The sequence below is a fragment of the Pseudonocardia sp. ICBG1034 genome (genome assembly GCF_020131375.1).
Lineage (GTDB): Bacteria > Actinomycetota > Actinomycetes > Mycobacteriales > Pseudonocardiaceae > Pseudonocardia > Pseudonocardia alni.
This window is the reverse complement of the sequence record NZ_JAHLEK010000015.1, coordinates 912,295-935,015: the sequence shown is the minus strand read 5'-3', so window position 1 is coordinate 935,015 and position 22,721 is coordinate 912,295. Positions and strand designations below refer to the sequence as shown.

Here is a 22,721-nt window from a genome sequence, read left to right as displayed (position 1 = left end):
TCGCCCGCCGTCGTCGTGCTCGGACCGGATCAGTGACCGTGACCGTGCCCGTGGCCACCGGCCGGGGCCGGGTCGGCCTTCTCCGGCTTGTCCACCACGGCGCTCTCGGTGGTCAGCACCATGCGCGCGATGGACGCGGCGTTCTCCACCGCCGACCGGGTCACCTTGACCGGGTCGATGACGCCGTCGGCCAGCAGGTCGCCGTAGGAGCGGGTGGCCGAGTTGTACCCGGTCCCCCAGCCGCCCTCGGCGACGCGGGACACGACGATCGCGCCCTCGTCGCCACCGTTCTCGGCGATCCAGAACAGCGGCGCCGACAGTGCCCTGCGGACGATCGCGACACCGGTCGCGGCGTCACCGGTCAGACCCAGCCCGCCCTCGAGCTCGGCCGCGGCGTGCACCAGCGCGGAACCGCCGCCGGGGACGATGCCCTCCTCGACCGCCGCACGGGTCGCCGCGACGGCGTCCTCGATGCGGTGCTTGCGCTCCTTGAGCGCGGTCTCGGTGGCGGCACCTGCCTTGATGACCGCGACGCCGCCGGAGAGCTTGGCCAGGCGCTCCTGGAGCTTCTCCTTGTCCCAGTCGGAGTCGGACTCCTCGATCTCGCGCTTGAGCTGCGCGACACGACCCTCGACGTCGGCCTTGGAGCCGGCGCCCTCGACGATCGTGGTGGCGTCCTTGGTGACGACGACGCGACGCGCGCGGCCCAGCAGCTCGAGCCCGGCCTCGTTCAGCTTCAGGCCGACCTCGGGGTTGATGACCTGACCGCCGGTGGCGACCGCGAGATCGTCCATGAACGCCTTGCGGCGGTCACCGAAGAACGGCGACTTGACCGCGGCGACCTTGACGGTCTTGCGGATCGAGTTGACGACCAGGGTGGACAGCGCCTCGCCCTCGACGTCCTCGGCGATGATCAGGAGCGGCTTGCCCTCGCCGAGCACCTTCTCCAGCAGCGGCAGCAGGTCCTGGATGGACCCGATCTTGTCGCGGTGCAGCAGGATGTACGGGTCGTCGAGCGCCGCCTCCATGGACTCGGAGTCGGTGACGAAGTACGGCGACAGGTAGCCCTTGTCGAACTGCAGACCCTCGGTGATCTCCAGCTCGGTCGAGAGGGTGGAGCCCTCCTCGACGGTGATCACGCCGTCCTTGCCGACGGTGTTGATCGCCTGGGCGATCAGGTCGCCGATCTCCTGCTCGCGCGAGGCGATGGCGCCGACCTGCGCGATGTGGCTCTTGGCGTCGACCGGGGTGGCCTTCGCCAGCAGCACCTCGGAGACCTTGGCCGAGGCCGCGGCGATGCCCTGGCCCAGCGCGAACGGCGCCGCACCGGCGGCCACGTTGCGCAGGCCCTCCTTGACCAGCGCCTGCGCCAGCACGGTGGCGGTGGTGGTGCCGTCACCCGCGACGTCGTTGGTCTTGGTGGCGACGGTCTTCGCCAGCTGCGCGCCGAGGTTCTCGTACGGGTCCTCGAGGTCGACCTCACGGGCGATGGTGACGCCGTCGTTGGTGACGGTCGGGCCGCCGAACTTCTTGTCGATGACGACGTGCCGGCCGCGCGGGCCGAGCGTCACCTTCACCGCGTCGGCGAGCTGGTTCACGCCACGCTCGAGCGCGCGACGGGTCTCCTCGTCGAAGCTGATCTGCTTCGCCATGTCTTGTTCTCGCTGCCTCTCGGGATACTCGGGTTCTCGGGGGAGAGACGCGACCGCCCCGGTGCGGGCCACCCGTGAGGGTGGACCACCCGGGGCGGTACGTCAGGCGGTGCCTCGCGTCAGTTGACGACGGCCAGCACGTCGCGCGCGGAGAGGATCAGGTACTCCTCGCCGTTGTACTTGACCTCGGTGCCGCCGTACTTCGAGTAGATGACGACGTCGCCGACGGCCACGTCGAGCGGGACGCGGTTGCCGTTGTCGTCCACCCGGCCCGGGCCGACGGCCAGGACCTTGCCCTCCTGGGGCTTCTCCTTGGCGGTGTCCGGGATGACGATGCCGGAGGCGGTGGTGGTCTCCGCCTCGCTGGCCTGGACGACGAGCTTGTCCTCGAGCGGCTTGATGTTCGCCACGACGATGACCTCCCCTTCCTGGGGTGAATCCGGTGTCACGGGTTCTCTAGCGGTGTCAGCAGCGCGCACGTGGCGACTCCCGCCCCGCCGTCGCGGGTGCCGGGGCGGAGGTCGTCCGCCGCGCGCGTTGGCACTCTATCCATGAGAGTGCCAGAAGCCGAGCGGGGGCTCAACCGCGCCGTTCGGGCGTGTCGGGAGTTCCCGGTCGTCGCCCGTTGTTCACGTGCTCGTCGGCCGGCGGCCCGGTGTCACTCGATCGGGAGCGTTGCACTGCACATCGTGGTCACCTCCCGCCGTTCGCTGCTGCGCGCCGGACTCACCGCCGCCGCCGTCACCGCCGCCGCACCCCTGCTGCCCGGCGCCGCCGCCGCGGCGCCCGGACCCGCCCCGGCCCGGCCGCCGGGCGACCCGTTCGGGCTCGGCGTCGCCTCCGGGGAACCCGATCCGACCTCGGTCGTGCTGTGGACCCGGCTCGCCACCGACCCCGTCGCCGAGGACGGCCTGGGCGGGCTCGGGAACCGCGCCACCGACGTCGAGTGGGAGGTCGCCGACGACGAGCGCTTCACGCGGGTCGTGCGTCGCGGCCGGGTCCGCACCGGGCCGGACGCGGGCCACAGCGTGCACGTCGAGGTGCCGGGCCTGCGCCCCGGCCGGGACTACCACTACCGCTTCCGCGTGGGCCGCACCGTCTCCGACGCCGGCCGCACCCGGACCGCGCCCCCGCCGGCGTCGATGGCGCCGGTGCACATGGCCTTCACCTCCTGCTCCCAGTTCGAGCACGGGTGGTTCACCGCGTACCGGCGGATGGCCGAGGAGCGCCCGGACGTGCTGCTGCACCTGGGCGACTACATCTACGAGTACCCGGCGGAGGACTACGTCGCGCCCGGCGGGAACGTGCGCGACCACGCCGGCCCGGAGACGACGACGCTGGCCGGCTACCGGCAGCGACTGGCCCAGTACCACGCCGACCCCGACCTGCAGGCCGCGCACGCGGCCGCGCCCTGGCTCGTCGTGTTCGACGACCACGAGGTCGAGAACAACTGGGCCGGCGACGTGCGGGAGCTCCCGCTCGACCCGCCCGGGGACTTCACCGCCCGCAGGACCGCCGCGTTCCGCGCCTACTGGGAGAACATGCCGCTGCGCGCCGCCCAGCGCCCCCGCGGTGCGTCCATGCGGCTCTACCGCCGCGTCGGCTGGGGCGGTCTGGTCACCTTCCACATGCTCGACACCCGCCAGTACCGCGGCGACCAGCCCTGCGGGGACACCTTCCGCAGCGACTGCGCGGAACGCACCGACCCGGCCCGCTCGCTGCCCGGGTCGGCGCAGGAACGCTGGATCGCCGACGGTTTCGCCCGCTCCCGCGCCCGCTGGGACGTGCTGGGCCAGCAGGTGTTCTTCTCCCAGGTCGACTTCACCCCGGGCGCCGGGCGCGGCTTCAACCCCGACGCGTGGGACGGCTACCCCGGCTCCCGGGACCGCGTCGTCGACTCCTGGACCGCGGCCACGCAGCGCGGCCGCGCGCGCAACCTCGTCGTGCTCACCGGCGATGTGCACGCGCACTGGGGCGCCGACGTGAAGCGCCGCTTCGACGACCCCGCCTCGCCGGTGGTCGGGACCGAGCTGGTGTCCAGCTCGATCACCTCGGGCGGCGACGGCTCGGAGAAGCAGAACGGCTCCGACGCCGTCCTCGCCGAGAACCCGCACATCCGGTTCCACAACAACCGCCGCGGCTACGTCAGCACCCGGTTCACCGCGGACCGCATGGAGGCCGGGTTCAAGGTGGTGCCGTTCGTGAGCCGGCCGGGCGCCCCGGTGCAGACCCGCGGACGGTTCGTGACCGAGGACCGGCGGCCGGGCCTGCGACCGCTGTAGCGGAGTAGGTTCGGACGCGTGGCTGACCTGGTTCTCGGCGCGAACGTCTTCGGCTGGACGGCGGACAGGGAGACCTCGTTCGCCGTCCTCGACGCGTTCGTCGCCGCCGGCGGACGGATGATCGACACCGCGGACTCCTACATGTGGCGCGCACCGGGGAACTCCGGCGGCGAGTCCGAGACGATCCTCGGCGAGTGGATGGCCGCCCGCGGCAACCGCGACGCGCTGCACCTCGCGACGAAGGTCGGCGCGCTGCCCGGCCGCGAGGGCCTGTCGGCGGAGAACGTCGCGGCCGCGGCGCGGGACTCGTTGCGCCGCCTGGGCACCGACCGGATCGACCTCTACTACGCCCACCGCGACGACGAGGCGACCGCGCAGGAGGAGACCCTCGACGCGTTCGACGCCCTGGTCCGCGAGGGACTGGTCCGCGAGGTCGGCGCGTCGAACTTCTCCCCGGAGCGGCTGCGGTCGGCGCTGGAGATCTCCGCGCGCGACGGGCTGACCGCGTTCAGCACCATCCAGCCGCACTACAACCTCATGGAGCGCGACGCCTTCGAGGCGGGTCTGGCCCCGCTCGCGGAGTCGGAGAAGCTGGCCGTCCACCCGTACTACGGGCTGGCCAAGGGCTTCCTGACCGGCAAGTACCGGCCCGACTCCCCTGCCCCGGAGGGCCCGCGCGCCGAGGGCGCGGCGGCGTACCTGGACTCCCGCGGCCGCGCCGTGCTGGCCGGGCTCGACGAGATCTCCGCCGGCTACGGCGTCCCGGTCCCGGCGGTCGCCCTGACCTGGCTGGCCGCGCAGCCCGCGGTGACCGCGCCGATCGCGAGCGCACGCACCGTCGAACAGCTGGAACAGCTGCTGCCGATGCTCACCCTGGAGCTGACCGACGACGAGCTGCGCCTGCTGTCCTACCTGTCCGCGACGTCCTGAGCGGCCTTCCGCACGCGGTCGCGGCGCATCGTGTGGGCGTCGGCCATCGACGGCCGGTAGTAGCGCCTGCGCAGCCCGACCACGGTGAACCCGTGGCTCTCGTACAGCGTGCGGGCCGGGACGTTGTCGGTGCGCACCTCCAGGAACACCGTGGCCGCCAGCTCGTCGGCGACGGCGAGCAGCCCCCGCAGCAGCGCGCGGCCGATGCCGTGGCCCTGCCAGGCCGGGTCGACGCCGATCGTGTGCACCTCCGCCTCGGCCATCGGCGGCCCGGCGACGACGGCGAGCCCGGCGTAGCCGACCAGCTCGTCACCGGCGCGGGCGGCGAGGTAGAGCTGGCCGGAGGACACGGCGTCGCGGAAGGCCTGCGCGCTCCACGGGTCGTCCCCGGGGAACAGGATCTCCTCCAGCTCCGCGCAGCGCACCGCGTCGGCCCGGTACAGCGGGCCCAGCGAGACGGTGGCGTTCACGCGGTGACGCGCTTGCGGCCGGTCGGCGGGGCGGCGTCGGGGCGGCGCAGGTAGAGCGGCTCGACCGGGGCGGGGGCCCGGCCGGCGAGCAGGTCCGCCGCGGCGACGCCGACCAGCCCGTCGACGGTCGGTGCGCCGGGGCCGTCGATCTCGCGGCCGAGCCGCCGGGCGAACGCCGGATCGCCGACCACGGTGCCGATCGCCAGCTCGTCCAGGCGCGCGGCCAGCGCCTCCGGGGCCTCGACGGCCGGGCCGGTCAGCCTGCGGACCGAGCGGGCGTCGGCGGGGTCGGACGCGTCGTAGGCGGCCCAGTAGGCCTCCGTGCGCCGGGCGTCGGTGACGACCAGCAGGTTCCCGCCGGTGTGCAGCCCCCAGGCGAGGGCGTCGTGGGTGACGACGCCGTGCACCGGCACGTCGAGGGCGTGGCCGAGTGCTGTGGCCGAGGCGATCCCGACCCGCAGCCCGGTGAACGGGCCCGGACCGGCACCGACGACCACCGCCCCGACCTCGGCGAGCGCGTGGCCCGCCTCGGCGCACAGCGCACGGACCGCGGGCATCAGCAGCTCGCCGTGGCGGCGGCCGTCGTGCGCGCGGGCGGCGAGGGTCCGCGGCCCGCCGTCGGGGCCGAGGTCGACGAGACCGGCGGTGACGACGGTCGTCGCGGTGTCGAGGGCCAGTACCAGCACGCCCGCGAGCCTACGGACGCGCGGTGCGGCGCAGCCTCGCGACCCGGGTGTCGTCGTCGCGGCGCTCCAGCGTGATCGTCACCGCGGACCCGGCGAGCCGCTCCGCGACCCCGACCCCCCACTCGACGGCGACGACCGCCCGGTCCAGCTCGGTGTCGAGGTCGAGGTCGTCCAGCTCGGCCGCGACGTCCACGTTCCCGTCGGGGCCGCCCAGCCGGTAGGCGTCGACGTGCACCAGGGCCGGGCCGTCGCCCGCGGAGGGGTGCTCGCGGGCGATCACGAAGGTCGGCGAGGCCACCGTGCCGGTCACCCCGAGCCCGCGGGCCAGGCCGCGGACCAGGGCGGTCTTGCCCGCGCCGAGCGGGCCCGCCAGGAGCACGACGTCACCGGCGACCAGCTCGCGCCCGACCGTCTCACCGAAGGCCTCGGTGTCGGCGACGGTCGGCAGCTCGGTGACGACGGCGTCCGCGCCGGGGGCGGGGATCACGGCCGGTCCTTCTTCCGGGACCGGCCGGCCCGGGCCGGGGTGCGGCTGCCCCGGCGGACCCGGCCCGCGCTGCGCAGCAGGCCCTGCAGCGCGCCGCCCGCCTCGGCCTGCTCGTCGTCGGTCGTGTCGGTGAGCTGCGGCGGGCGCTTGGCCCGCAGCCCGCCGCCCGCGGTGCGCTCGGTGGTGCGGGCGATCAGCGCGTCGAGCTCGGCGTCGACGACCTCGGGCTGCTCCAGCATCGGCATGTGCCCGACCCCGGGCAGGCGCACCAGCCGGGCGGTCGGGATCGCCTCGGCGATGACCTCGCTGTGCCGCCACGGGATGATCCGGTCGCCGTCACCGGCCAGGACGAGCACCTCGCAGCCGGACAGGCCGGGCAGCGCCGCGAGCCGGTCGTGGGTGCCGAGGGTGTCGACGAAGTCGGTGAGCGCGCCGACGGCGTTCGAGTCGATCATCGTGTCGACGAGGTCGACCATCCGCGGGTCGACCTGGCGGTCGCCGTAGGCGAAGCGCTTGGTGAACACCCAGATGATGTCGCCCAGCGCGCGCCGGCCCGTCTCGACCAGGCCGGGCTGCCACGCGGCGAGCCCGCCGAGGGCCCGGATGACCGGGTTGCGCCGGGACAGGAACGTGCCCGGCAGCCCCGAGGACGCCATCTCCCCCGCCGAGGTCGACACCAGCGCCACCCCGGCGACGCGCTCGTGGAACAGCTCCGGGTGCTGCTCGGCCAGCGCCATCACGGTCATGCCGCCCATCGAGTGCGACACCAGCACCAGCGGCCCCTCGGGAGCCAGCGCGCGGATGACGGCGTCGAGGTCGCGGCCGAGCTGGTCGATCGTGCAGGAGTCCGCGGGTGCCCGCTCGGAGCGGCCGTGGCTGCGCTGGTCGTAGAGCACCATCCGCACCGACGGGCCGGTCAGCCCGGCCAGGTGCGGCCGCTGCTCGGACCAGGTGCGCCGGTCCAGGGCGAAGCCGTGCACCAGCACCACCGTCAGCGCGGGCTCCGAGCCGTCGGCCGGCGCGACCACCTCGCAGGCGATGCGGACGCCGTCGTCGGCCATCACCGACATCTCCTCACCGACGGTGCCCGGCGGCGGCGTCCCGGCGTGCGCGGACATCTCGGTGGCCAGGCTGCGACGGGTGGCGGCGATCTTGCGTCGCTGCGCGGCGACGCCGACCCCGGCCGCGGCGCCCGCCGCGCCGACCACACCGCCCGCGATCCCGGCGACGGTCCATCCCCTGCGGCTCATGCGACTCCCCCGCGCCCGTCGGTCACCGTGCGGCGCACCCGCCCCCGGACGCCCGTGACGATCTCGTAGTGGATGGTGCCCAGCTCGTCGGCCCACTCGCGGGCCGTCGGTCCGCCGTCGGCGCCGGTGCCGAACAGCTCGACCGGGTCGCCGATCGCGACCGGCAGCACCCCCGGCCGCCCGCAGTCGACGACGAACTGGTCCATGCAGACCCGCCCGGCGACCGGCCGGACGGAGCCGCCGATCCGCACGCGCATCCGGCCGCCGTCGTTGAGCCGGCGCGGGACGCCGTCGGCATAGCCCAGCGGCACCAGCGCCAGGGTGCGCGGTTCGCGGGCGACCCACTCGTGGCCGTAGGACACGCCCTCGCCCGCCTCGACGGTCTTGGTGAGCGCGACCCGCCCGCGGAGCGTCATCGCCGGGCGCAGCGGGCTGTCGGCGGGGCGGGCGATCGGGTCGAGCCCGTAGACGGCGATCCCCGGCCGGACGACGTCGAGGTGCAGGTCGGGGCGGGTCATCAGGCCCGCCGAGTTGCACAGGTGCAGCTGCGGGGCGAACCCGCGGTCCCGGGCGAGCGCGGCGGCGGCGTGCAGCCGCGCGGCCTGGCTGTCGACGGCGGGCTGGCCCGGCTCGTCGGCGGCGGCCAGGTGCGACCACACCGCCGCGACCTCGCAGGTGCCGTCGGCGACGCCGTCGGCGACGTCGTCGAGCAGGGCGGGCCACTCGCCGGGCGGGCAGCCGTTGCGCGACAGCCCGGTGTCGGCCTTGAGGTGCAGCCGGACCGGGCGGCCCGCGGCGCGGGCACCGGCCAGCACCGCGGCGAGGTGAACGCGGCCGGACACCGACAGCTCCACCCCCGCGGCGACGGCGGCGGCGAAGTCGGCGTCGGGCAGGTGCAGCCAGGACAGCAGCGGCGCGTCGACGCCGTCGGCCCGTAGCGCGAGCGCCTCCTCCAGGGTGGCGACGCCGAGCCGGGTCGCCCCGGCCGACAGCACCGCCCGCGCGACGGCGGCGGCGCCGTGGCCGTAGCCGTCTGCCTTGACCACGACCATGGTCTCGGCGCCGGACGCGAGACCCGACAGGTACCGGGTGTTGTGCCGGACGGCGTCGAGGTCGACCACCGCCTCGGCCGCCGGTGCGCCCGGTCCGGGCCGGGGCCGCGGACCGGGTGCGTGGTCGGTCGTGGGTAGCACGGCCCCGATCATCGCATCCCGGTCCGTCGCGGCCCGGTCCCGAGCCCGGCTCAGTCGGTCCCGGCCTCCATCGCGGCGCGGTCGAGGGACTCCTCGGCCTGCTCGGCGTCGGGGTCCGACGGCGTCGCGGTGATCTCCGCCGCACGCCCGGCCTCGATCTCGCCGACGAAGGTGCCGAACTCGCCGCCGAGCATCCCGGTGGCCGAGTACTGCTCCAGCTTGGCGCGGGAGTCGGCCAGGTCCAGGTTGCGCAGGGTGAGCTGGCCGATGCGGTCGCCCGGGGTGAACGGGGCGTCCTCGACGCGCTCCATCGAGAGCCGGTCCTCGGCGTAGGCCAGGGCGGGGCCGCGGGTGTCGAGCACCGACCAGTCGTTGCCGCGGCGCAGCCGCAGCGTGACCGACCCGGTGACGGCGTTGCCGACCCAGCGGGTCAGGGACTCGCGCAGCATCAGCGACTGCGGCTCCAGCCAGCGCCCCTCGTAGAGGAGCCTGCCGAGCCGGCGGCCCTGCTCCTCGTAGGCCGACAGCGAGTCGTGGTTGTGGATCGCCGACACGAGCCGCTCGTAGGTGACGAACAGCAGTGCCATCGCCGGGGCCTCGTAGATGCCGCGGCTCTTGGCCTCGATGATCCGGTTCTCGATCTGGTCGGTCATGCCCAGGCCGTGCCGGCCACCGATCCGGTTGGCCTCGGTGACCAGGGCGACCGGGTCGTCGTAGCGGGTGCCGTTGATCGCGACGGGGCGACCGGACTCCCACTCGACGGTGACGTCCTCGGTCTCGACCGCGACGGCCGGGTCCCAGAACCGCACGCCCATGATCGGCTCGACGATCTCGATCGAGGTGTCGAGGTGCTCGAGCCTCTTGGCCTCGTGGGTGGCGCCCCAGATGTTGGCGTCGGTCGAGTACGCCTTCTCCGCGGAGTCCCGGTAGGGCAGCTCCCGCTCGCCCAGCCAGGCGCTCATCTCCGCGCGGCCGCCGAGCTGGTCGACGAACGCCTCGTCCAGCCACGGCTTGTAGATCCGCAGGGCGGGGTTGGCGAGCAGGCCGTAGCGGTAGAACCGCTCGATGTCGTTGCCCTTGAAGGTCGAGCCGTCGCCCCAGATGGAGACGCCGTCGTCGGCCATGGCGCGGACCAGCAGGGTGCCGGTGACGGCGCGGCCGATCGGGGTGGTGTTGAAGTAGGGCATCCCGCCGGCGCGGATGTGGAAGGCACCGCAGGCGATCGCGGCGATGCCCTCGTCGACCAGTGCACGACGGCAGTCGACGACGCGGGCGGCCTCGGCGCCGTACTCCAGCGCGCGCTCGCGGACGGCGACGAGGTCGGGCTCGTCGGGCTGTCCGAGGTCGGCGGTGTAGGCGTAGGGGACCGCGCCGTTCTCGCGCATCCAGGCGACGGCGACGGAGGTGTCGAGGCCACCGGAGAAGGCGATGCCGACGCGCTCGCCGACGGGGAGGCTGGTCAGGATCTTCGGCACGCGCGGAACGCTAACAACCCGCTCCCGGCGCAGGTCCGCCGGTGTGCCGCTTCAGCGCCCCGACGCCGCCGACCGGACCGACCGCAGCGCGACCGGGATCGCCGCCTGCATCGCCGACGCCGGCGCCGGGACCGGCGGCAGCCCGTGCTCGCGGGCGGCCGCCGTCGCGGCGCGGGCGTGCACCAGCGTCGCGCAGCCCGCCGCCCACCACGGGTCCAGCCCGGCGGCCAGCAGCGCGCCGATCATGCCGGTGAGCACGTCGCCGGAGCCCGCGGTGGCGGCCCAGGAGTCCGCGGCCGGGTCGACCAGCACCCGTCCGTCCGGTGCGGCGACGACGGTCGCGTTCCCCTTCAGCAGCACCGTCACCCCGAGGTCGGCGGCGGCGCGGCGGGCGGCGCCGATCCGGTCGGGCCCGACCTCGCCCGCGATCCGGGCGAACTCCCCCGCGTGCGGGGTGAGCACGACGGGCTCGCCGTGGATGCGCATCCGCAGGTGGGCGTGCTGGGCGAGCAGGGTGATCGCGTCGGCGTCGAGGCAGAGCGGCACGTCGCGGTCCAGCGCCTCCTCCAGCACCGCCCGGCCCTGTCCGCCGGTGCCCAGCCCCGGCCCGACCGCCCAGGCCTGGGTGCGGCCCGCGTCGGTGATGTCGCCGGTGGCGACGATCTCCGGCCAGTGCCTGCGGACCTCGTCGGCGGCGGACCCGGCGAAGCGGACCATCCCGGAGGTGGCCAGGGCCGCGGCCCCCGCGGCGAGGACGGCGGCGCCGGGGTAGGTGGCCGACCCCGCGGCGATCCCGACGACGCCCTGGCTGTACTTGTCGTCGTCGGGTCCCGGGACCGGCCAGCGGGCGCCGACGTCGCCGTCGGACAGCACCCGTGCGTGCGGCTCGATCCCCTCGAGGAACGGCCCGAGCCCGAAGTCCACCAGCCGCACCGGGCCGCAGAGCGGGGCGGCGAGGGCGTGCACCGGCTTGCGGCAGCCGAAGGTGACCGTCAGCGCGGCGCGGACGTGCGACCCGTCGGTCGCCCCGGTGTCGCAGTCGACACCCGAGGGCAGGTCGCAGGCCACGATCGGCACACCCGCCCCGTCGGCGGCGGCGACCAGCTCCGGGGCCGGGTCGCGCAGCGCACCGCGCCCGGAGATGCCGACGATCCCGTCGACGACGACGTCCGCCCCCGCCACCAGCGCCCGCGCCGAGTCGAGCGCGCCGGCGGCCGGGGTGCCGGTGCCGGCCGTCTCGCCGGTGCCGGTCCCGGGGTCGCTGCCGGTGCCGCCGCCTGCCGCGGGGCCGGAGCCTGCGGCCGGGCCGGGCGGGCGCAGGGCCAGCACCCGCCCGCGGGCGGCGCGCAGCGCGGCGAGGCCCGCCGGGTGCGCGCGGTCCGGCGCCAGCAGCACCGCGGTGACGTGCGCGCCCCGGCGGCGCAGCTCGGCACCGGCCCACAGGGCGTCGCCGCCGTTGTCGCCCGCCCCGACGAGCAGCACCACCCGGCGGCCGTAGGTCGCGCCGAGGAACTCCCGCACGTGGTGCGCGAGCCCCGCCGCGGCCCGGCGCATCAGCACCCCGTCGCCGACGGTGCGCATCATGGCCGCCTCGGCCGCCCGTACCTGGTCCGCGGTGTGGAGCCCGTGCATGGCCGCGAGGCTAGCGCCGGGCGACCATGATCGACGGTTGTGGAGCGGGACGCCCGCGTCGCGGACGCTCCGCTCCACGACCGGTGATCACTCGACGGTGACCGACTTCGCCAGGTTGCGGGGCTTGTCGACGTCGTAGCCGCGGGCCCGGGCGATCTCGGCCGCGATGACCTGCAGCGGGATCGTCGCGACCAGCGGCTGCAGCAGCGTCGGCACCGCGGGCAGCTCGAAGAGGTGGTCGGCGAACGGGCGCACGGTCTCGTCGCCGGTCTCGGCGAGGACCACGGTCCGCGCCCCGCGCGCCTTGATCTCCTGGATGTTGGACAGCAGCTTGGAGTGCAGGACCGCGCGCCCCTTCGGCGACGGCATCACCACCACGACCGGCAGCCCGTCCTCGATCAGCGCGATCGGGCCGTGCTTGAGCTCGCCCGCCGCGAAGGCCTCGGCGTGCATGTAGGCGAGCTCCTTGAGCTTGAGCGCGCCCTCCAGCGCCACCGGGTAGCCGACGTGGCGGCCGAGGAACAGCACCGCCTTCGACGGCGCCAGCTCCTGCCCGAGCGCACGGGCCTCGCCGAGCGACTCCAGCACCTCGGCGACGGCCGCCGGGATCGCCTCCAGCGCCTCGTACTCGCGGACGACCTCGTCGGGGTACTTGGTCCCGCGGGCCTGGGCCAGGGCCAGGCCGACGAGGTAGTTCGCCGCGACCTGGGCGGTGAACGTCTTGGTCGCGGCGACGCCGATCTCCGGACCCGCGTGGGTGTAGATCACCGCGTCGGACTCGCGCGGGATCTGCGCCCCGTTGGTGTTGCAGATGGCCAGCACGCGCGCCTTCTGCTCCTTCGCGTGGCGCAGCGCCTCCAGGGTGTCGGCGGTCTCGCCGGACTGGGAGATCGCGACGACCAGCGTCGAGCGGTCCAGCACCGGGTCGCGGTAGCGGAACTCGCTGGCCAGCTCGATCTCGACCGGGATCCGGGTCCAGTGCTCGATCGCGTACTTCGCGAGCAGCCCGGAGTGGTAGGCGGTGCCGCAGGCGACGACGAAGACCTTGTCGACGTCGCGCAGGTCCTGGTCGGTCAGACGCTGCTCGTCGAGGACGATCCGGCCCTCGACGAGGTGCCCGCGCAGGGTGTCGGCGATCGCGGTCGGCTGCTCCTCGATCTCCTTGAGCATGAAGTAGTCGTGGCCGCCCTTCTCGGCGGCGGCGAGGTCCCAGGTCACCTCGAACGGGTTGACCCCGACCGGCTCCCCGTGGAAGTCGGTGACGTCGTAGCCGTCGCGGGTGATCGTCACGACCTGGTCCTGGCCGAGCTCGACGGCGTCGCGGGTGAACTCGATGAACGCCGCGACGTCGGAGGCCAGGAACGTCTCCCCCTCGCCGATGCCGAGCACCAGCGGCGAGTTGCGGCGGGCGGCGACGATCCGCTCCGGCTCGTCGGCGTGCGTCACGACCAGGGTGAACGCGCCCTCCAGCCGGCGGGCGACGGCGCGGACCGACGCGGGCAGATCGCCCTTCGTCGGGCCGTCGGCGTGGGCCAGCGCCACCAGGTGCGCGGCGGTCTCGGTGTCGGTGTCGGACTCCGCCCAGATGCCACGGGCCTCCAGCTCGGCGCGCAGCTCCAGGAAGTTCTCGATGATGCCGTTGTGGACGACCGCGACCTTGCCGTCGCTGCTGCGGTGCGGGTGGGCGTTGCGGTCGGTGGGCGGGCCGTGCGTGGCCCACCGCGTGTGCCCGATGCCCGACGTCCCGGTGAACCGGTCGCGACCGATCTCCTCGAGGCGTGCCTCCAGGTTGGCCAGGGCTCCGGCCTTGCGCTCGACCAGCAGCTCACCGCCGTCCGGCAGCGCGACGCCGGCGGAGTCGTAACCGCGGTACTCCAGTCGTCGCAGGCCGCCGAGGACGACGTCGAGTGCGGACCGATGACCGACGTAACCGACGATGCCACACATACGGATGAGCGTATCGACGCCCGGTTGCCGATCTTCCGGCGACGGGGTCGGTCCGGCGCCACGCCGGACGTCCGTGCGAGTCGGGCACGCGGTGACCTGCACCGGTACGGTGCCGACCGTGGCCCGGACCAGCGTGACCCGACCCCCGTCGATGAAGGGGGCCAAGGACGCCCTCGGTGTGCTGTCGCGTCCGGGGCCGAACCCGGTGAAGCACGGCGACCTGGGCCTGATCGGTCTGCCGGGCATCGTCTACACCCCCGCGGAGGGCTACCAGCTGCCCGCCGTGGTGATCGGGCACGCGTGGCTGCAGCCCGCGCACCGCTACCACGAGCTGCTGCGCCACCTCGCGACCTGGGGTTTCGTCGCCGCCGCGCCGAACACCCAGCGCGGCCCGGTCCCGAGCGTCGCCCGGTTCGCCACGGACCTGAACACCGTCCTCGACGTGTGCGTCGGCGTCCGGCTCGGCGACGGCCACGTCAGCGTCGACGCCCGCAAGACCGCGCTGGTCGGGCACGGCACCGGGGGCGGCGCCGCCGTCCTCGCCGCGGCCCGGCGTGAGCGCCTCGGCGCGCTGGTGACCCTCGCCGCGTCGGAGGTGAAGCCGTCCGCGATCGAGGCGGCCGCCGCGGTGACCGTCCCGACGCTGCACCTCGCCGCCGCCGTCGACTCGCTGGCCCCCATGGAGGGACACGCGCAGCGGATCGCCGCCGCCCAGCACGAGGCCGGCACCGACGTGACGCTCCGCGAGATCGAGAAGGCCGGGCACCTCGGGTTCTGCGAGGGCAGGCACTGGACGAGCTTCCTGCTGCAGAACCGCCCGCAGCACCGGACCCGGAAGATCACCCGGGCGCTGGTGACGGCGTTCCTCATGCAGGAGCTGCAGAACGAGAAGCGGGTGTCCTCGCTGACCTCGGGGAACGTCCCCGGGGCGCCGGTGGTGGACCTCACCCCCGAGCCCCAGGAGGAGCCCGGGGAGCGCTCCTCGGGCCTGCTCGGCATCGGCGGCTGACCCCGGTCCTCCGCCGCCCGCTCGCCCCCCCCCCGGACCACGTGACGATCCACCCGGCGCGCGGTGATCCGTCGTTCGCGCGCGTCCGGACCCGCGCGCGGAACGGATCACCGCGCGCGGCGCGGATCAGCGCCGGGGGGCCGCGGATCAGCGCGCGGACGGGGCGCTCAGGGCGCCAGCCACACCTTCCGGTCGGCCCCGGCGACGGCGTCGAACGCCGCGCCGGCCCGCCCGGGCCCGAACGGCTCGGGCTCCATCAGCCCGGCGAGGGTGTCCGCGACCGCGGGCAGGTCCGCGAGCGCGGCGGCGAAGTCGTGCGGGTGGTCGTAGATCAGCGACCCGGTGACGGTGACCTGCCGCTGGACGAGGTCGTGGGTGTTGACCGTCGACGGGCCGTCGTGCTGGCCGATGAGCAGCAGCGTCCCGGCCCGGTCGACGGCCGCGGTGGCCGTCGACCAGGCGGCGGGCGCGCCGGAGGTCTCGAACACCGTCGCGAACACCTCGCCGGGGACGAGCTCCTCGGCGCCCAGGTCCAGGGCGCGGCGGCGACGGCCGTCGTGCGGCTCGGCGACGACCGGGACGTGCCCGGCCGCCAGCAGGGTCGCGCACAGCAGGGTGCCCTGGCTGCCCGCTCCGACGACCAGGCAGCGGGACCCGGGCTCCGGGGCGGCCCGGCGCAGCGCGGCCCGGGTGACCACCCACGGCTCCACGCAGGCGACGACCCGCTCGGCGAGGTCCGGGTCGAGCCCGGCGGGGAGCGGGTGCGCGTACCCGGCGGGGACGGCGACGAGCCCGGCGAGCAGCCCGGGCGCGTTCACCCCGAGGCTGCGCCGGTCCGGGCAGGCCGAGGTGCGGCCCGCGGCGCAGAACCGGCATCGCCCGCACGCGATGTTCGGCTCCACCGCGACGACCTCGCCGACCCGGCCCGGGTCCACACCGTCCCCGACGGCGACGACCCGGCCGCCGCCCTCGTGCCCGACCGTCCACGGCAGCGCCGGGACCGGCCGGGCGCCGCTGCGCACGGCCAGGTCGGTGCCGCACAGGCCGACGGCGGTGACCCGGACGAGGACCTCGCCGGGTCCGGGAGCGGGCGTCGCGACCCGGGTGGGGTCGAGGCGCCCGGGGGCGGTGAGCCGTACGGCCACGGTGGTGGCGGGCACGGCCGGTGCGGTCGTCATGGGGTCTCCCGGGTCGTCGGGTGCGGTCAGGCGTGCGAGGCCGCCGGGGTGGCCGGCGCGTCCTCGTCCTCGCTGTGCGGGGCGTAGCTCATGAACGCCGCGACGAGCAGCGAGATCAGGCAGCCGCCGCACAGGTAGGCGGCGACGAGGTACCAGCTGCCGCCGCCGAGCGCGACGAGCGCGGTGGCGATGAACGGGGTGAACCCGCCGCCGACGACGCTGGCGAGCTGGTAGCCCAGGCCCGCGCCGCTGTTGCGGTGCCGCGCGCCGAACATCTCGGTGAACAGCGGCTGCTGCACGCTGACGATCGCGTCGTGGCCGATGTTGACCAGCAGCACCGCGCACAGCACCAGCAGCACGGCCGAGCCCTGCTCCATCGCGACGAAGAACGGCACCGACGCGAGGACCGCGACGACGGCACCGACCAGGTAGACGGGCCGGCGGCCGTAGCGGTCGGACAGCCAGCCGAACAGCGGGATGGTGATGATCCCGAGCCCACCGACGAGCAGGCCGACGCCGAGCATGAACCCGCGGGTGAAGCCGTACTGGCCGGTGGCGTAGGCCAGCGCGAACGTGACGACGATGTACATGGTCAGCAGCTCGGCCAGGCGCAGCGCGACGATCTTCGCGAACGCGCCGGGGTGGCGGCGCAGGGCCTCGAGCACCGGCAGCTTCTGCTTCTCCGCCGGCTCGGCGGCCTGCGCGGCGGCGGCCTTCCTGAACGTCTCGGACTCGTCGACGCCGGACCGGATCCACAGCCCGACCAGGGTCAGCAGCAGGCCGAAGAAGAACGGGATCCGCCAGCCCCAGGCCTCGAACGGGCCCTCGTCCATCGTCGCGACCAGGATCGCGACGACGCCGTTCACCATCAGCAGCGCGACCGAGTAGCCGACCTGCACGCCGCTGGAGTACAGCGCCCGCCACCGCTTCGGGGCGTGCTCGACGGCGAGCAGCGCGGCGCTCGCCCACTCCCCGCCGACGGCGAGGCCCTGCACGCAGCGCAGCGCGACCAGCAGGACCGGGGCCAGGTAGCCGACCTGGTCGAACGTCGGCAGCAGGCCGATCGCCGCCGTCGTCAGGCCCATGATCGCAATGGTCCAGACCAGGGTGCGCTTGCGGCCGATCCGGTCGCCGAGGTGGCCGAAGACGATCCCGCCGAGCGGGCGGAACAGGAAGCCGATGCCGAAGGTGGCGAACGCGGCCAGCGCGCCGGCGGTGGGGCTCTCGCTCGGGAAGAACAGGGGGCCGAAGACGAGTGCGGCGACGACCCCGTAGAGCAGGAAGTCGTACCACTCGACGACGGCGCCCACGAACGAGCCGGCGGCGGCTCGCCGCGCTCCGGCCGGGGCTGATGACGGCTGTGTCATGACCTTCTCCTGTGCGCGTCCTTGCGACGACGAGCTGTGCGCTGTGCGCACATCTGTGTGCTGTGCGCACGAACCGTACGGGCCGGCGACGCGTGATCGCAAGACCGGGTCGCCGGGACGCGCGCCGGTAGTGTCGGGCCCGGTGTCGACCGGAGAGGGGTCCGATGACGGCAGAGCCGGCCGAGGCAGGGCAGGAGCGCCACTTCGTGCGGGCCGTGGAGCGGGCGTTCCGGGTGGTCCGCGCGTTCGGGCCGGACACGCCGTCGATGACGCTCAGCGAGGTCGCCGCCCGCACCGACCTGGACCGGGCCACCGCCCGACGGCTGCTGCTCACCCTCGTCGACCTCGGCTACGCGCGCCGATCGGGCCGGGACCGCTTCGAGCTGACGCCGCGGGTGCTGGAGCTCGGCTACGCCTACCTGTCGGGGCTCTCACTCGTCGACGTCGCGCTGCCGCACCTGCAGTCCATGTCCTACGAGCTGCGGGAGACGGCGTCGCTGACCGAGCTCGACGGGCCGGACGTGGTGTACCTCGCGCTGGCGCAGAGCTCGCGGCTGAGCGGCCTGCGGATCACTGTCGGCACCCGCTACGCGGCGTGGGCGACGTCGATGGGCCGGGTCCTGCTCGCGGGCCTGCCCGACGACGAGCTCGACGCCCATCTGGCCTCGGTGACCGTGCAGCGGCGGACCGACCAGACGGTGCGCGACGTGGCCGCGCTGCGCGAGGCCGTCGTGCGGGCCCGGGAGCAGGGCTGGGCGCTGGTCGAGGGCGAGCTGGAGGACGGCCTGCGCGGCGTCGCGGCGCCGGTGCGCAACCGGGCCGGGCGGGTGATCGCGGCGGTGAACGTGTCGACGCACGTCGGCGTGGCGTCGCGGGAGGAGCTGACCGGGCGGCACCTGCCGCGGCTGCTGCGGGCCGCCGCGGGGATCGAGGCGGACCTGGTGGCCTCGGACCTGTGACCCCGGGCCCGCGCGATCCGGTGGGCGGTCCCGTCAGCGCCCGGCGGGACCGTCCGGAACCGACGACGGGGTGAGCGACGGCGCCACCGGGCCGCGACGGTCGGGCACGCGGATGCCGGTGAGCCCGGGCAGCCGCATCCCCGGGACGTCCGGGTCCGCGGTGCCGTCGGGCTGCGCGCCGCCGTGGGGCCGCAGGTCGTGGGAATCCGGATCGTGGCGCCGCGTGTCGTGGGGCTGCGCGGCGTCGTGGGCGGTCTCGTCGGCGAGCCGGCGCACCTCCCGCCCGACGAGGTCGAGCCGGCCGAGCCACTCCCGGCCCGCGGGGTCGTCCCAGGCGTCGGCGACGGCGGTGCGGATCCCCGCGAGCACCCCCGCGACGTCGTCGAGCCTGCCCACCAGCTCCCGCAGCGCCGCGGCCTGCTCCGCTGTCCCGGGCGGCCCGTCGATCAGCACGTTCCCGCCCCGGGCGGGGCGGGAACGTGCCGGTCGGCGGCGCGCAGGACGGCGACGGTGTCGTCGTCGGCGGTGCGGGCGGTGGCCGCGGCACGCCGGGCCGCGGCGGCGAGCGAGTTCAGCTCGTCGGCGACGCGGCGCAGCCGGACCGCCCGGTCCCCCGCGGGCCCGTCGACGGTGCCGGGGAGCCCGTCGGCGAGGTCGTCCAGCCCGCGGGCGGCACGGTCCAGCGCGGCGGGGTCACGCAGCAGCTCCGGTCTCATCGCGCCAGCATCCCGGCCGGTCCGGCCGGCCGGGCCGGGTCGCCGGGATCCCGGTCGCGATCGCGAACCCGCCACGACGTGGGGGCCGCCACCCGGTGTGGGTGACGGCCCCGGTGTCGGGCGGTGTCCTGCTCAGCGCGCGGCGGCGACGACCTCGGCCAGCCGGCCCGCGACGGCGTCGGCCTCGCCCTCACTGGGCGCCTCGACCATCACGCGGACGAGCTGCTCGGTGCCCGACGGGCGCAGCAGCACCCGGCCGGTGTCCCCCAGCTCGGCCTCGGCCTTGGCGACGGCCTCGGCCACGTCCGCCGACCCGGCGACCGCGTCCTTGTCCGCGACGGCCACGTTGCGCAGCACCTGCGGCAGCACGGTGACCACCGAGGCGAGCTCGGCCAGCGACGTGCCGGTCTGCGCGACCCGCGACATGAGCCGCAGGGCGGTGAGCAGACCGTCGCCGGTGGTGGCATGGCCCGGCAGCACCACGTGCCCGGACTGCTCGCCGCCGAGGGTGAAACCGCCCTCGCGCAGCCGCTCCAGCACGTAGCGGTCGCCGACCCTGGTCGTGTCCAGCGTGATCCCGGCCTCGCGCATGGCGATGTGCAGACCCAGGTTGCTCATCACCGTGGCGACGAGCGTGTCGTGGGCGAGCTCGCCGGCGTCGCGCATGGCGAGCGCCAGCACGGCCATGATCCGGTCACCGTCGACGACGGCGCCCGTCCCGTCCACGGCCAGGCAGCGGTCGGCGTCGCCGTCGTGGGCGATGCCGAGGTCGGCACCGTGCTCGAGCACCGCGGACCGCAGCGGCTCCAGGTGGGTGGACCCGACGCCGTCGTTGATGTTGAGCCCGTCCGGCTCGGCGTGCAGCGCGATCACGTCCGCGCCCGCCTGGCGGTAGGCCTCCGGCGCGGCCAGCGCCGCGGCGCCGTGCGCGCAGTCCACGACCACGCGCAGCCCGGACAGCGAGCCGGGCGCGGCGGAGAGCAGGTGCGCGACGTAGACGTCGGTGGCGTCCGGGGCGTCCCAGACGCGGCCGATGTCCTCCCCGGTGGGGCGGGCGCCGAGCCCGGCGGCCAGCTGCTGCTCGATCGCGTCCTCGACGTCGTCGGGCAGCTTGTGGCCGCCCGCGGCGAAGAGCTTGATGCCGTTGTCGGGCATCGGGTTGTGCGACGCGGAGATCATCACGCCGAGGTCGGCGCCGGTCTCGGCGACCAGGTGCGCGACGCCCGGGGTCGGCAGCACACCGACCCGGATCGCGTCCGCACCGGCCGAGGTGAGCCCGGCGACGACCGCGGCCTCGAGCATCTCGCCGCTCGCGCGGGGATCGCGTCCGACGACCGCGAGGGGCCGGCGGCCGGAGCCGTTCGAGAGCGTGCGGGCGGCCGAGGCACAGACGCCAACGGCGAACTCCGGTGTGAGGAGTTCGCCGTTGGCCAGGCCCCGGACGCCGTCGGTTCCGAAGAGACGAGGCATCCGGTGTGCGATCAGCGCTTGGAGTACTGGGGCGCCTTGCGGGCCTTCTTGAGGCCGTACTTCTTGCGCTCGACGGCGCGGGCGTCACGGGTCAGCCAGCCGGCCTTCTTCAGCGGCGGGCGGTCCTCGGAGTCCAGCTCGACCAGCGCACGGGCGATGGCCAGGCGCAGCGCGCCGGCCTGACCCGCGGTGCCGCCACCCTTGAGGTTGGCGAAGATGTCGAAGCGCTCGGTCTTCTCGAGGAGGACCAGCGGCTCCTTCACGATCTGCTGGTGCAGCTTGTTCGGGAAGTACACCTCGAGCGGCTTGCCGTTGAGGGTGAACCCACCGGTGCCCGGCAGCAGCCGGACGCGGACGACGGCCTCCTTGCGGCGGCCGACGGTCTGGACCGGGCGGTCGCCCAGCACGGGTGCCTCGGCGGCGAACTCGTCGGCGTCGAAGTCGGCGGCGTCACCGATGGTGTAGTCGACGTCGGCGACCTCGGTCTCGGTGGCCTCGGTCTCGGTCGCCTCGGCGGCCGCACCCTCGGTCTCGACCGCGTCGACGACCTCGTCGGGTCCGTTCTCGGGGCTGGTCACGGGCTGTCCCTCTTCGTTGCTCGGGGTGGTCACTGGCTGACCTGCTTGATCTCGAACGGCTGCGGCTTCTGGGCCTCGTGCGGGTGCGCCGGGCCGGCGTAGACCTTCAGCTTCTTGGCCATGGCGCGGCCGAGACGGTTCTTCGGCAGCATGCCCTTGATCGCCTTCTCGACGAGGCGGTCGGGCTGGCTGTCGATCATCTCGCCGACGGAGCGCTGGCGGAGGCCACCCGGGAAGCCGGAGTGGCGGTAGATGAACTTGTCGGCACGCTTGTTGCCGGACACCGAGATCTTCTCCGCGTTCACGATGACCACGAAGTCGCCGTTGTCGACGTGCGGGGCGTAGGTCGGCTTGTGCTTCCCGCGCAGCAGCGTGGCAGCGTGGGTGGCGAGCCGACCGAGGCGCACGTCCTCGGCGTCGATCACGTGCCAGGCGTGCTGGATGTCGCCGGGCTTGGGGCTGTACGTGGGCACGGATCTACCTCGTCGTCGTTCTCGGCTGGTGGGCCGTCCGCACGGGTTCCGGCCCACTCTCTAGTCTCTGGTTCCTCAGCGTGCTGCTGGTGGACGCCGGAGGGACGCTCGATCCCGCCGCTGTCGCCGGAGGACGGCGCCCGCGGGTCTCCACCGCTGCACAACGAGAGCCAAGCGTACCCGCCGGTTCCGGGGGCGGACGCAAGGGGGTCGTCCGGGCCCCCGGACCGGGTGTCAGGCGAACCGGGCCCGGTTCGCCTGCTCGGTGGCCCGGTAGTTCTGACCGGCCTGGCCGACGAGCTTCCCGATGGTGCCCAGGGTGGTGGTCAGCTCGGCCGCCGAGGTGTCCCACTTCTGCTGCGACGCCCGGTAGGTGGCCGCCGCGTCGCCGGTCCAGGTCGCGACCATCGGCGCCAGTTGCCGCCGGAGGTCCTCGAGCTGGGAGTTGATGCGTGCGGTCGTCGCGACGGTGTCGGCCGACGCCGTCTCGAGCGCGCCGAAGGTGACCTTGATCTCGGATCCCATGGTGTGGCTCCCCCTCACCCGAGCACCGACGTGATGGCGGTGCGGTTCTGGTCCTCCTGCTGCTGGTACGTCGTCGCCGTGCCGCCGAGCTGCTCACCGATCGCACCCAGCGCCTCGTTCAGCCGCCGCGCCTCGGTGTCCCACTTGGCCATCAGCTGGGCGAACGCCGTCGCCGCGGTGCCGGACCACTGGCCCTGCAGCGGTCCCAGCCGGCTGCGCAGGCGGCCGAGCTCGCCGTTGACGGCGTCGCTCACCGCCCGCACCTGGCCCGCCGCGCGGACCATCTCCTCGGTCGTCGTGCCGAACCCGTCGGCCATACGTCCCACCTCGTCCCCTGATCGGACCCCGGCGCGGCCGTGTCGACGGCTCCCGGGCCCGGGGGCGCGGTGCCCCCGGCCCGCGCACAGTGGCAGGGCGCGCCGGTGGCCGTGGCCGTTCCGGG

The 22,721-nt window shown here is 74.9% G+C and carries 22 protein-coding genes and 1 pseudogene; 4 read left to right on the top strand and 19 right to left on the bottom strand.

Annotated features, from left to right (window positions below):
* Nucleotides 1–29: 29 nt before the first annotated feature.
* Both groL and groES read right to left on the bottom strand, forming a co-directional pair.
* The gene (gene groL / locus KPF22_RS06135; protein WP_178376004.1) at nt 30–1,652 is read right to left on the bottom strand and encodes a chaperonin GroEL; all 1,623 of its coding nucleotides are present in this window, start codon (nt 1,650–1,652) and stop codon (nt 30–32) included.
* A gap of 119 nt (nt 1,653–1,771) precedes the next feature.
* Nucleotides 1,772–2,062 carry a co-chaperone GroES gene (gene groES, locus KPF22_RS06130; RefSeq protein WP_020623960.1) on the bottom strand — a complete coding sequence of 97 codons (291 nt, stop codon included), beginning with the start codon at nt 2,060–2,062 and terminating at the stop codon, nt 1,772–1,774.
* Between the two features lie 279 nt (nt 2,063–2,341).
* On the opposite strand from groES, the gene KPF22_RS06125 reads away from it, so the two are divergent.
* Together KPF22_RS06125 and KPF22_RS06120 are read left to right on the top strand one after the other, a co-directional pair.
* Nucleotides 2,342–3,934 (top strand): alkaline phosphatase, encoded by a 1,593-nt coding sequence (locus KPF22_RS06125; protein ID WP_224401441.1) that lies wholly within the window; start codon nt 2,342–2,344, stop codon nt 3,932–3,934.
* Nucleotides 3,935–3,952: 18 nt separating this feature from the next.
* Complete coding sequence (locus KPF22_RS06120; RefSeq protein ID WP_178376002.1) at nt 3,953–4,864, top strand: aldo/keto reductase; 912 nt, start codon at nt 3,953–3,955, stop codon at nt 4,862–4,864.
* On the opposite strand, the gene rimI is transcribed toward KPF22_RS06120, so the two are convergent.
* The 8 genes and pseudogenes from rimI to glmS form a co-directional block, all read right to left on the bottom strand.
* Nucleotides 4,843–5,334 carry a ribosomal protein S18-alanine N-acetyltransferase gene (gene rimI, locus KPF22_RS06115; protein ID WP_208823129.1) on the bottom strand — a complete coding sequence of 164 codons (492 nt, stop codon included), beginning with the start codon at nt 5,332–5,334 and terminating at the stop codon, nt 4,843–4,845. The genes KPF22_RS06120 and rimI overlap by 22 nt on opposite strands.
* The gene (gene tsaB / locus KPF22_RS06110; RefSeq protein WP_208823131.1) at nt 5,331–6,020 is read right to left on the bottom strand and encodes a tRNA (adenosine(37)-N6)-threonylcarbamoyltransferase complex dimerization subunit type 1 TsaB; all 690 of its coding nucleotides are present in this window, start codon (nt 6,018–6,020) and stop codon (nt 5,331–5,333) included. The genes rimI and tsaB overlap by 4 nt, the downstream gene beginning before the upstream one ends.
* Nucleotides 6,021–6,030: 10 nt before the next feature.
* On the bottom strand, nt 6,031–6,507 hold the full coding sequence (tsaE, locus tag KPF22_RS06105; RefSeq protein WP_224401440.1) for a tRNA (adenosine(37)-N6)-threonylcarbamoyltransferase complex ATPase subunit type 1 TsaE: 477 nt from the start codon (nt 6,505–6,507) through the stop codon (nt 6,031–6,033).
* Entirely contained in the window at nt 6,504–7,757 is a 1,254-nt protein-coding gene (locus KPF22_RS06100) for an alpha/beta fold hydrolase (RefSeq protein WP_224401439.1), read from the bottom strand. Before KPF22_RS06100 ends, tsaE begins: the two co-directional genes overlap by 4 nt.
* Entirely contained in the window at nt 7,754–8,950 is a 1,197-nt protein-coding gene (gene alr / locus KPF22_RS06095) for an alanine racemase (RefSeq protein WP_224401438.1), read from the bottom strand. Before alr ends, KPF22_RS06100 begins: the two co-directional genes overlap by 4 nt.
* 202 nt (nt 8,951–9,152) lie before the next feature.
* Nucleotides 9,153–10,425: pseudogene (gene argG, locus KPF22_RS06090) on the bottom strand (argininosuccinate synthase); the annotation flags it as partial.
* Nucleotides 10,426–10,476: 51 nt separating this feature from the next.
* A complete protein-coding gene (locus KPF22_RS06085; protein WP_224401437.1) occupies nt 10,477–12,057 on the bottom strand; it encodes an NAD(P)H-hydrate dehydratase in 1,581 nt (526 codons plus the stop codon).
* A gap of 87 nt (nt 12,058–12,144) precedes the next feature.
* A complete protein-coding gene (glmS, locus tag KPF22_RS06080; protein ID WP_224401436.1) occupies nt 12,145–14,004 on the bottom strand; it encodes a glutamine--fructose-6-phosphate transaminase (isomerizing) in 1,860 nt (619 codons plus the stop codon).
* 118 nt (nt 14,005–14,122) lie between these two features.
* On the opposite strand from glmS, the gene KPF22_RS06075 reads away from it, so the two are divergent.
* Nucleotides 14,123–15,013, top strand: coding sequence for a dienelactone hydrolase family protein (locus KPF22_RS06075; protein WP_224401435.1), 891 nt, complete (start codon nt 14,123–14,125; stop codon nt 15,011–15,013).
* A 167-nt stretch (nt 15,014–15,180) separates the two neighbouring features.
* Here KPF22_RS06075 and KPF22_RS06070 read toward each other — a convergent pair whose 3' ends face one another.
* Both KPF22_RS06070 and shiA read right to left on the bottom strand, forming a co-directional pair.
* Nucleotides 15,181–16,191, bottom strand: a complete 1,011-nt coding sequence (locus tag KPF22_RS06070) for a zinc-binding dehydrogenase (RefSeq protein WP_224401434.1) — start codon at nt 16,189–16,191, stop codon at nt 15,181–15,183.
* 26 nt (nt 16,192–16,217) lie between these two features.
* Nucleotides 16,218–17,558, bottom strand: a complete 1,341-nt coding sequence (gene shiA, locus KPF22_RS06065; RefSeq protein WP_224401433.1) for a shikimate transporter — start codon at nt 17,556–17,558, stop codon at nt 16,218–16,220.
* A gap of 164 nt (nt 17,559–17,722) precedes the next feature.
* On the opposite strand from shiA, the gene KPF22_RS06060 reads away from it, so the two are divergent.
* On the top strand, nt 17,723–18,517 hold the full coding sequence (locus KPF22_RS06060) for an IclR family transcriptional regulator C-terminal domain-containing protein (RefSeq protein WP_208823149.1): 795 nt from the start codon (nt 17,723–17,725) through the stop codon (nt 18,515–18,517).
* 33 nt (nt 18,518–18,550) lie between these two features.
* Here KPF22_RS06060 and KPF22_RS06055 read toward each other — a convergent pair whose 3' ends face one another.
* From KPF22_RS06055 to KPF22_RS06025, 7 genes are all read right to left on the bottom strand, one after another.
* The gene (locus KPF22_RS06055) at nt 18,551–18,970 is read right to left on the bottom strand and encodes a hypothetical protein (protein ID WP_224401432.1); all 420 of its coding nucleotides are present in this window, start codon (nt 18,968–18,970) and stop codon (nt 18,551–18,553) included.
* Nucleotides 18,964–19,233: a hypothetical protein gene (locus KPF22_RS06050; RefSeq protein ID WP_208823153.1), complete on the bottom strand. Its 270-nt coding sequence runs from the start codon at nt 19,231–19,233 to the stop codon at nt 18,964–18,966. The genes KPF22_RS06055 and KPF22_RS06050 overlap by 7 nt, the downstream gene beginning before the upstream one ends.
* 132 nt (nt 19,234–19,365) lie before the next feature.
* Entirely contained in the window at nt 19,366–20,703 is a 1,338-nt protein-coding gene (gene glmM, locus KPF22_RS06045; protein ID WP_224401431.1) for a phosphoglucosamine mutase, read from the bottom strand.
* Between the two features lie 11 nt (nt 20,704–20,714).
* Nucleotides 20,715–21,281 carry a 30S ribosomal protein S9 gene (rpsI, locus tag KPF22_RS06040; protein WP_083474823.1) on the bottom strand — a complete coding sequence of 189 codons (567 nt, stop codon included), beginning with the start codon at nt 21,279–21,281 and terminating at the stop codon, nt 20,715–20,717.
* A 29-nt stretch (nt 21,282–21,310) separates the two neighbouring features.
* Nucleotides 21,311–21,754, bottom strand: coding sequence for a 50S ribosomal protein L13 (gene rplM / locus KPF22_RS06035; RefSeq protein ID WP_062397782.1), 444 nt, complete (start codon nt 21,752–21,754; stop codon nt 21,311–21,313).
* 234 nt (nt 21,755–21,988) lie between these two features.
* Nucleotides 21,989–22,279, bottom strand: coding sequence for a WXG100 family type VII secretion target (locus KPF22_RS06030; RefSeq protein WP_224401430.1), 291 nt, complete (start codon nt 22,277–22,279; stop codon nt 21,989–21,991).
* A 14-nt stretch (nt 22,280–22,293) separates the two neighbouring features.
* Nucleotides 22,294–22,596 (bottom strand): WXG100 family type VII secretion target, encoded by a 303-nt coding sequence (locus KPF22_RS06025; protein ID WP_073576448.1) that lies wholly within the window; start codon nt 22,594–22,596, stop codon nt 22,294–22,296.
* Nucleotides 22,597–22,721 lie beyond the last annotated feature (125 nt).

Excerpts from the sequence above, each read along its gene's own strand:
- groL (WP_178376004.1), bottom strand. The coding sequence starts at position 1,652 with ATGGCGAAGCAGATCAGCTTCGACGAGGAGACCCGTCGCGCGCTCGAG.
- KPF22_RS06100 (WP_224401439.1), bottom strand. The coding sequence starts at position 7,757 with ATGAGCCGCAGGGGATGGACCGTCGCCGGGATCGCGGGCGGTGTGGTC.
- KPF22_RS06085 (WP_224401437.1), bottom strand. The coding sequence starts at position 12,057 with ATGCACGGGCTCCACACCGCGGACCAGGTACGGGCGGCCGAGGCGGCC.
- glmS (WP_224401436.1), bottom strand. The coding sequence starts at position 14,004 with ATGTGTGGCATCGTCGGTTACGTCGGTCATCGGTCCGCACTCGACGTC.
- KPF22_RS06070 (WP_224401434.1), bottom strand. The coding sequence starts at position 16,191 with ATGACGACCGCACCGGCCGTGCCCGCCACCACCGTGGCCGTACGGCTC.
- shiA (WP_224401433.1), bottom strand. The coding sequence starts at position 17,558 with ATGACACAGCCGTCATCAGCCCCGGCCGGAGCGCGGCGAGCCGCCGCC.
- KPF22_RS06060 (WP_208823149.1), top strand. The coding sequence starts at position 17,723 with ATGACGGCAGAGCCGGCCGAGGCAGGGCAGGAGCGCCACTTCGTGCGG.
- KPF22_RS06050 (WP_208823153.1), bottom strand. The coding sequence starts at position 19,233 with ATGAGACCGGAGCTGCTGCGTGACCCCGCCGCGCTGGACCGTGCCGCC.
- glmM (WP_224401431.1), bottom strand. The coding sequence starts at position 20,703 with ATGCCTCGTCTCTTCGGAACCGACGGCGTCCGGGGCCTGGCCAACGGC.
- KPF22_RS06030 (WP_224401430.1), bottom strand. The coding sequence starts at position 22,279 with ATGGGATCCGAGATCAAGGTCACCTTCGGCGCGCTCGAGACGGCGTCG.
- KPF22_RS06025 (WP_073576448.1), bottom strand. The coding sequence starts at position 22,596 with ATGGCCGACGGGTTCGGCACGACGACCGAGGAGATGGTCCGCGCGGCG.